Origin of the sequence: Streptomyces torulosus (assembly GCF_001419765.1) — a bacterium.
GTDB lineage: Bacteria > Actinomycetota > Actinomycetes > Streptomycetales > Streptomycetaceae > Streptomyces > Streptomyces torulosus.
Genome location: NZ_LIRK01000767.1, coordinates 1 through 5,264 on the forward strand (window position 1 = coordinate 1; position 5,264 = coordinate 5,264).

The 5,264-nt window shown below is 72.2% G+C and carries 5 protein-coding genes and 1 riboswitch; of the genes, 2 read left to right on the forward strand and 3 right to left on the reverse strand.

The window, feature by feature from the left end:
• Positions 1–20: 20 nt before the first annotated feature.
• Together AOK23_RS39480 and AOK23_RS39485 are read left to right on the forward strand one after the other, a co-directional pair.
• Positions 21–848 carry a hypothetical protein gene (locus AOK23_RS39480; protein WP_063791491.1) on the forward strand — a complete coding sequence of 276 codons (828 nt, stop codon included), beginning with the start codon at positions 21–23 and terminating at the stop codon, positions 846–848.
• Positions 849–965: 117 nt separating this feature from the next.
• A complete protein-coding gene (locus tag AOK23_RS39485; protein ID WP_055717260.1) occupies positions 966–1,724 on the forward strand; it encodes a hypothetical protein in 759 nt (252 codons plus the stop codon).
• A 128-nt stretch (positions 1,725–1,852) separates the two neighbouring features.
• Here the strand turns inward: AOK23_RS39485 and AOK23_RS39490 are convergent, their stop codons facing one another.
• The 3 genes from AOK23_RS39490 to AOK23_RS39500 all read right to left on the reverse strand — a co-directional run bounded on the left by AOK23_RS39490 (position 1,853) and on the right by AOK23_RS39500 (position 5,090).
• Complete coding sequence (locus AOK23_RS39490) at positions 1,853–3,301, reverse strand: glycine hydroxymethyltransferase (protein WP_055542361.1); 1,449 nt, start codon at positions 3,299–3,301, stop codon at positions 1,853–1,855.
• A gap of 31 nt (positions 3,302–3,332) precedes the next feature.
• Positions 3,333–3,420, reverse strand: a riboswitch (ZMP/ZTP riboswitch).
• Between the two features lie 86 nt (positions 3,421–3,506).
• The gene (locus AOK23_RS39495) at positions 3,507–4,691 is read right to left on the reverse strand and encodes a glutathionylspermidine synthase family protein (protein ID WP_055717261.1); all 1,185 of its coding nucleotides are present in this window, start codon (positions 4,689–4,691) and stop codon (positions 3,507–3,509) included.
• Between the two features lie 21 nt (positions 4,692–4,712).
• Positions 4,713–5,090 carry a hypothetical protein gene (locus tag AOK23_RS39500; protein ID WP_055717263.1) on the reverse strand — a complete coding sequence of 126 codons (378 nt, stop codon included), beginning with the start codon at positions 5,088–5,090 and terminating at the stop codon, positions 4,713–4,715.
• Positions 5,091–5,264 lie beyond the last annotated feature (174 nt).

The window sequence follows — 5,264 nt, forward strand, 5'->3', positions numbered from 1 at the left end:
GCGCGTGGCGTGATCGTCGGGTGGCGGGGCCGGGGCTGCCCGCGGAGCTGCGGGCCCTCGGGCGGTCGCTGGACCGGTCGGCCGGCGGCCGGGACGACGGGTACGACCGGGACGACCGGGACGAGACCATGGTCGAGCGGGTCCTGCGGCAGATACTCGCCGAGCAGGTGCCGACGCCGGTGGCCGACCCGCCGGTGGCCCGTGGACGGCTGCGGGCGGTGCGCCGGTGGCTGCGACTCCGGTGGCGTGCGCTGACCGCCGCGCTGTGCGGGCTGCTCACCGCACTGGTCCTCACTCCCCCGGTGCGGGCGGCCGTGGCCGACTGGTTCCGGTTCGGCGGGGTCGAGGTGCGGTACGACCCGTCGGCGACGCCTTCGCCCGGCGCGAGGGTGCCGGGCTGCCCGCACCCGGTGCCGCTCGCCGAGGCCGGGCGGCGCGCCGGGTTCACTCCGCTCGTGCCCGAGGCGCTGGGCGCGCCGGACACGGTGTCCGTGACCGGGGCCCCGAAGGGCCGCTCCGTGATCACCCTGTGCTGGCGGGAGCGGGGGCGGGTGATCCGGCTCGACGAGTACGCGGCCCGGCTGGCGCCGGAGTACGCCAAGACCGTCGCCGGGGAGCAGGACGTCGAGTGGGTCGAGCTGGGCCCCGGCTGGTACGAGGTGCTGTGGTTCCCCAGGGCGCATCAGCTGCGCTTCTGGATGCGCTCCGAGGACGGCTCCCGCTTCACCCGCTCCGAGCGCACGGCGGGGCCGACGCTGCTGTGGGTGCACGAGGGCGACTTCACCCTCCGCCTGGAGGGCGTGGACTCCAAGGCCCGGGCCCAGAAGATCGCCCGGTCCGTGAAGTGATCGGCTCGAAGAACGGATCGGTCCGGTGGAAGTGGGAACCCCGGCGGCGCGAGCGGTGTACCAGGAATGACACTGCGAGTGCGGGCGGACCGCACCGCTTCCGATCGGGGGTGTCGGATGCGTGGATTACGACGACTGGCGGCGACCGTCGGCGCGTTGCTGACGGCGTTGCTGACGGCCTTGGCCCTGGTGCTGCTGGGGGCGCCGCCCTCGTCGGCGGGCGGACCGACCAGCGTGCTGCTGGCCTCGCCGACCAGCAAGCGGACGGCTTCGCTGTACGACACGGACAAGGCGTACATACGCCTTCAGGAGCTCATCGGCCTGGTCGGCTCCGGGCTCGACGGCGGCCGCGACAAGCCGCCGATGCCGGAGGAGGAACTGGCGGAGGCATCGGGTGACATGATCAATGTCACCTGGATGATCCATGACGTGAGCCCATGGCGTGTGGACCGGGTGTACCCGAGCCTGCCCAGCACGAAGGACGTCTGGATCCACACGACGGTGAGCGTCGGCGGCCTGGGGACGGACGCCGCCGCGGAGAACCGCGGCGTCTGGCACAAGGCGAAGGACTCCCAGGAGCTGCGGCAGGTGCTGACCTGGCTCGGGGTCCTGGGCGAGGAGTCGGACGGTACGGCGCGGGGCGAGCTGCCGTCGCTCCCCGCACCGGGCACGGCTCCTGCCGACACCGGCGCGACAAGCGACGGCGACGACGGGAGCGCGAGCGAACCGGGCCTGGCGGACCAGGCCCGGTGGGCGATACCCGCGCTGGCGCTGGGCGCGGCCCTGGGCTCCACCGTCACGGTGCTGCTGCGCCGCGCGGCGGCCCGGCGTGACACCGGACCACGAGGGCCCCGTCAGGAGCTGCTGGACGCCTGACCGACGGAGGCGGCCGCCCGTCGCGATCACGACGAGCGGCGTCCTGCGCAGGGCGTATGACGTCCGGCGAATGGCGTCCGGCGTCCGGCTTCCGGCTTCCGGCTTCCGGCTTCCGGCTTCCGGCAGGGTCAGCCGAGGTCGATCTCCGGGTACAGCGGGAAGCCGGCCACGAGGTCGGTGGCGCGGCGGGAGATCTCGTCCGAGACCTTCGCGTCGAGCACGTGCTGGGCCTTGGACGGGGCGCCCGACTTGGTGGTGCCGGGCGTCGCGGTGGTGAGGACGCGGTCGATGAGGCCGGCGACCTCGTCCATCTCCGCGGTGCCCAGACCACGGGTGGTCAGGGCGGGCGTGCCGATGCGGATGCCGGAGGTGTACCAGGCGCCGTTCGGGTCGGCCGGGATGGCGTTGCGGTTGGTGACGATGCCGGAGTCGAGCAGCGCGGCCTCGGCCTGGCGGCCGGTGAGGCCGTAGGAGGTGGCGACGTCGATCAGGTTGAGGTGGTTGTCGGTGCCGCCGGTGACCAGGGTGGCGCCGCGGCGCATCAGGCCCTCGGCGAGGGCGCGGGAGTTGTCGACGATGCGCTGCGCGTAGTCCTGGAATGCGGGCCGGCGGGCCTCGGCGAGGGCGACGGCCTTGGCGGCCATGACGTGCGGGAGCGGGCCGCCGAGGACCATCGGGCAGCCGCGGTCGACCTGGTCCTTGAGGGAGTCGTCGCACAGGACCATGCCGCCGCGCGGGCCGCGCAGCGACTTGTGGGTGGTCGTGGTGACGATCTGGGCGTGCGGCACCGGGTCGAAGTCGCCGGTGAGGACCTTGCCGGCGACGAGGCCCGCGAAGTGCGCCATGTCCACCATGAGCGTGGCGCCGACCTCGTCGGCGATCTCGCGCATGATCCGGAAGTTCACGAGACGGGGGTAGGCGGAGTAGCCGGCGACGATGATCATCGGCTTGAACTCACGGGCGGAGGCGCGCAGGGCCTCGTAGTCGATGAGGCCGGTGGCGGGGTCCGTGCCGTAGGAACGCTGGTCGAACATCTTGCCGGAGATGTTCGGGCGGAAGCCGTGGGTGAGGTGGCCGCCGGCGTCCAGGGACATGCCGAGCATGCGCTGGTTGCCGAAGGCCTGGCGCAGTTCGGCCCAGTCGGCCTCGGAGAGGTCGTTGACCTGGCGGGCGCCGGCCTTCTCCAGGAAGGGGGCCTCGACACGGTCGGCGAGGACGGCCCAGAAGGCCACGAGGTTGGCGTCGATGCCGGAGTGCGGCTGGACGTAGGCGTGGCGGGCCCCGAACAGCTCCCGGGCGTGCTCGGCGGCGAGGGACTCGACGGTGTCGACGTTGCGGCAGCCGGCGTAGAAGCGGCGGCCGACGGTGCCCTCGGCGTACTTGTCGCTGAACCAGTTGCCCATGGCCAGGAGGGTGGCCGGGGAGGCGTAGTTCTCGGAGGCGATCAGCTTGAGCATCTCGCGCTGGTCGGCGACCTCCTGGCCGATGGCGTCGGCCACGCGCGGCTCGACGGCGCGGATCACGTCGAGGGCGGAGCGGAAGGCAGTGGACTCGGTGGAGAGGGGCTCGGCTGACATGGGGACCTCCGGACGTTGCGTTCAGCGTTCACGGTACGGCCCAGGCGCACGGCACTCATCTTCCCGGGCCGCTCCCCGATGGTCTGTCCCATCCCAGCGCGCCAGTCACGGCCCGTCGATCACCTTATCGGGCGGCGTCGAGCGGCAGACCCGGACGTCCACCATTCGAACGACGCGGAGACCGACGGGCCGGGCGCCGCCGGCGTCACAGGATGACGTGGGGCAGGAAGCGGGCGTACTCGTCGGTCACCAGGCCGGAGGACTCGCGGATGCCGAGGCCGGCGGACTCGTTCTCGACGACCCAGGCGCCGAGGACGACATGGTTGCCGTCGAAGGCCGGCAGGGGCGCCAACCCCTGGTAGCAGCAGGGTTCCTCGCGCAGGACCGGGGCGCTGCCGGGCTCGTGGACGGTGACACCGGCGCCCTCGCGGCCGAGGAGGGGCTTGGAGACGTAGCCGTCGGTGGCGGCCAGTTCGCGGGGGCCGTCGAGATAGGCGGGGAGGAGGTTGGGGTGGTCGGGGTAGAGCTCCCAGAGGACGGCGAGCAGCGCCTTGTTGCTGAGGAGCATCTTCCAGGCGGGCTCGATCCAGAGGGTGGTGCCGGTGCCGCCGCCGTTGTCGAGGGTGGCGAGGACGTGCGGGGCGAAGCGGTCCGTGGTGAGCCACTCCCAGGGGTACAGCTTGAAGATGCTGCGGATGAAGCGGAGCTTCTTGTCGACGAAGCGCTCGGAGAGGCGGTCCCAGCCGATGTCCTCCATGGAGATCCAGTCGGTGTCGAGCCCGGCCTGCTCTGCGGTCTCCTTCAGATAGGCGACGGTCATCAGGTCCTCGCCGAGTTCGTCGCCCGCGGTGTGCGCGAAGTACAGGGGGCTGCCCGGCGGGAGGAGGTGGGCCTGCTTCTTCCAGGCGTCGACGAGGCGTTCGTGGAGGGAGTTCCACTGGTCGGCGCCCGGGAAGCGTTCCTCCATCCAGAACCACTGGGGGCTGGCCGCCTCGACAAGCGAGGTCGGGGTGTCGGCGTTGTACTCCAGCAGCTTGGCGGGGCCGGTGCCGTCGTAGCGCAGGTCGAAGCGGCCGTAGACGGAGGGCAGTTCGGCGCGCCGGCGCCACGCCTCGGCGACGAGGCGGGCGAGGCGCGGGTCGGTGATGCCGAGGTCGGCGAAGCGGTCGTGCTCGACGATGTGCGCGGCGGCGGCCAGGCACATGGCGTGCAGTTCCTCGACGACCTCCTCCAGCGCCTCCACCTCGGGCAGCGAGAAGACGTAGTAGGCGCTCTCGTCCCAGTAGGGGCGCAGGGAGTCGTCCGGATAGCGGGTCAGGGGGTAGATGAGCCCCTGCTCCTCCACCGTCTGCTGCCATCCGGGCCGGGGTTCGATGGTGCGGCGTTCCATGGCTCTGCCTCCCGGACGGGGTCAGCCGCCGCCGGAGCCGGAGCCGGAGCAGCCGAAGCCGTCCCGGTCGACGGCCTCGCTGCGGCTGAAGGTGCCGTAGTCGGCCCGGTTGCCGGTGACGTCGGCGTCGTAGTACCAGGCGGCGTCGACCGTGCCGGGCTGGCTGCGGTTGCCGCTGCTGTTGGTCTTGCGGTTCTTGCCGTAGGACGAGGAGGAGCCGGAGTCGGAGTTGCAGTTCTTGTCGGCGATGATCTTGTAGCCGTTGGCGACGTCGTAGCTGTCGCGGTCGACGCACCGGCGGTCCGGGTCGGATCCGCAGGAGGTGAGGGCCGCGGCGACGACACCCATCCCACCGAGTACGACCGTGCTGGACCGCAGTCGCCTGCGCTGTTCTCCCATGTGCTCCCCCGTCGGGCTGGTGTGCTCGGCCGAGCGGGGCCGGTACGCGGGGACCACCCCCGAAGCGCCCGGCGCTCGGCACCCGGCTTATCCGGGCCTTATCGGCGCTCAGACTAGTGATCGGTTCAGGCCACAGCCAAACGGCGCGGGGGGACGTGGAGGGGAGGGCGCCCG

Bases quoted from the DNA above. Each gene is read 5' to 3' on its own strand.
- AOK23_RS39485 (WP_055717260.1), top strand. From the start codon at position 966: ATGCGTGGATTACGACGACTGGCGGCGACCGTCGGCGCGTTGCTGACG.
- AOK23_RS39490 (WP_055542361.1), bottom strand. From the start codon at position 3,301: ATGTCAGCCGAGCCCCTCTCCACCGAGTCCACTGCCTTCCGCTCCGCC.
- AOK23_RS39495 (WP_055717261.1), bottom strand. From the start codon at position 4,691: ATGGAACGCCGCACCATCGAACCCCGGCCCGGATGGCAGCAGACGGTG.
- AOK23_RS39500 (WP_055717263.1), bottom strand. From the start codon at position 5,090: ATGGGAGAACAGCGCAGGCGACTGCGGTCCAGCACGGTCGTACTCGGT.